We start from the raw sequence: 2,501 nt of genomic DNA on the forward strand, positions 1-2,501 counted from the left end.
ACGAGGTCGCGCGCCAGCGCCAGCACGTCATCCGCGGTAGCCTCGTCGAGATTGCCAGTGGGCTCGTCGGCGAGCAGCAGCAGCGGTTTTACGGCGAGCGCGCGGCCGATCGCGACCCGCTGCTGCTGGCCGCCGGACAATTGCTCGGGATAGCGTTTTGTCAGATTGCCCAGTCCGAGCCGTTCCACCAGCTCCGCATGCCAGGCGGCATCGTGGCGGCCGGCAATTCGCGACTGGAATCTGAGATTGTCTTCCACGCTCAGGCTCGGAATCAGGTTGAACTGCTGGAATACCAGGCCCAGCCGATCACGCCGCAAGGCCGCCCGGCCGGCATCATTGAGTTCGGACAGCTCCGTTTCGGCCAGCCTGATTTCGCCGGCGTCGGGGCGATCGAGCCCCGCGACCAGATGCAACAGCGTGCTCTTGCCGCTGCCGGATTCGCCTGTCAGCGCGACCCGCTCGCCGGCGGCGACATCGAGGTTGACGCCGCGCAGCACCACCACCTCTTCGCCGGCAGAACGATAGCTCTTGGTCAGATGGCTGACGCTCAGCACGACGGGATTGCCTGTTGCCGTTTGAAGGAATCACGCAACATAGCAAGAGCATGGCGGGAGATCACGGTCTCAATCGGGACAGCGACACGATCGTGATCCGGTTGCAGGATACTCAGGCGACAGTTTCAGGCAGTATCGGAAGGCAGACTTGGAGTTCCGGCGCGCGCGATGGGCCCGTAATGCGCGGTTGCATTGCCCGTCATCCCGCCTGTAGCATCGGCGAGAGGCCGATCAACAGGGCCAGAGAGACAAAACCGGGGGAATCCATGGCCACGCAACCGACGCCCAAGGGCGCCTGGAAGATCACGTTTCTCCTGTTTCTGTTCATGCTGGTGAATTTCGCCGACAAGATCGTGGTCGGGCTGGCCGGCGTGCCGATCATGACCGAACTGAAACTCGAACCGGAGCAGTTCGGCCTGCTCGGCTCCTCGTTCTTCTTTTTGTTTTCGATCGCCACGATCGTGGTCGGCTTCATCGTCAACCGTATTGCCACGCGCTGGGTGCTGCTGGCGCTGGCGCTGATCTGGGCGCTGGCGCAGTTTCCGATGGTCGGCACCATCGGCTTCTCAACGCTGTTGATCTGTCGCGTCATCCTCGGCGCCGGCGAGGGCCCGGCGTTTTCGGTGGCGGCGCATGCGGTCTACAAATGGTTTCCCGACGAGAAGCGGACGCTGCCCACCGCGATCCTTTCGCAAGGCTCGGCGTTCGGCGTGATCCTGGCGGTACCGGCGCTGAACTGGGTGATCGTCAATTACAGCTGGCACTATGCTTTCGGCGCGCTCGGCGTGGCCGGCCTGATCTGGGTCGCGGCATGGCTGATGCTGGGCAAGGAAGGCCCGCTGGTGCAGACGGTCGCGATGGCCAAGGCCGATCCCCGCGTGCCCTATTTCCGGCTCCTGACCTCGCGGACGTTCATCGGCTCCTGCGTCGCGACCTTCGGCGCCTATTGGGCGCTGTCGCTCGGCCTGACCTGGTTCACGCCCTTCATCGTCAAGGGGCTCGGCTTCTCGCAACACGACGCGGGCTTTATTTCGATCCTGCCGTGGGTCTTCGGCGCCGCCACCGTGCTGCTGACGGGCTGGCTTTCGCAGGTGTTGATGGCGCGGGGGATGTCGACCCGCGGCGCCCGCGGCGTGCTCGGCGCGACGCCGCTGATCGCGGGCGGGGCCATCCTTGCCGTTTTGCCCCACATCGACGGCGCCGGGCTGCAGATCGCCCTGCTGGTGGTCGGCACCGGGCTGTCCGGATCGATCTATGTGGTCTGCCCGCCGATGCTCGGCGAGTTCACCCCCGTGCCGCAGCGCGGCGCCGTGATCTCGATCTACGGCGCGATCTACACGCTTGCCGGCATCGTCGCCCCCGCGGTGATGGGCAAGGTGATCCAGAACGCCGGCGGCATGCTCGAGGGCTACCTGACCGGCTTCACCATCAACGCCGTCATCCTGGTCGCCGCCGGCCTGCTCGGCCTCTTGCTGCTCTGGCCCAACACCGAACGCGCCAGGCTGATGGCGCAGGCGGCGCAGCCGAAATTTGCGTGAAGAGTTTTTCGATTCCGACGCGGTATCTTCCGCCAATTCAGCCACCGGTCGGCGCAAACGCTGCGCCACGGTGTGCGGCGGCTGTTGGCGGGCATCCCCTTTTTTCGGTCAGGCACTGATTGACGTTCACCCGACCACCCGAATCGCTCATGATACTGAGATCAATCGCATTTTTGCGTTATAGGCGCAGCCTTGGCTGCGGTTGGTTGCATATTTAATAAATTGCAACCATTAAGACCGGACTCCTACGAAACTGGGATGAGGACCTTTCAACTGTCATTGCGAGTTGATCTGGCCGCCGCGTTCGTTCAGCTTGAACCACGGAAGATCGCCGGGCAGCCCTTCCATGGAGATTTTGGGCGATGGACCGCAGGAAAGACCGCGGCAACGGGTTCGTCTGCCGGTCGTG

Annotated in this window: 2 protein-coding genes; one reads left to right on the plus strand and one right to left on the minus strand. The window is 63.8% G+C overall.

The window, feature by feature from the left end; all coding sequences use genetic code 11:
- The coding region (locus ABSG20_RS34585) for an ABC transporter ATP-binding protein (protein WP_423868922.1) at positions 1-554 on the minus strand (554 nt) is incomplete at its 3' end.
- A gap of 266 nt (positions 555-820) precedes the next feature.
- On the opposite strand from ABSG20_RS34585, the gene ABSG20_RS34590 reads away from it, so the two are divergent.
- Positions 821-2,092 carry an MFS transporter gene (locus ABSG20_RS34590; protein WP_423868923.1) on the plus strand — a complete coding sequence of 424 codons (1,272 nt, stop codon included), beginning with the start codon at positions 821-823 and terminating at the stop codon, positions 2,090-2,092.
- Positions 2,093-2,501: the final 409 nt, after the last annotated feature.

Origin of the sequence: Bradyrhizobium sp., from assembly GCF_049512235.1 — a bacterium.
Lineage (GTDB): Bacteria > Pseudomonadota > Alphaproteobacteria > Rhizobiales > Xanthobacteraceae > Bradyrhizobium.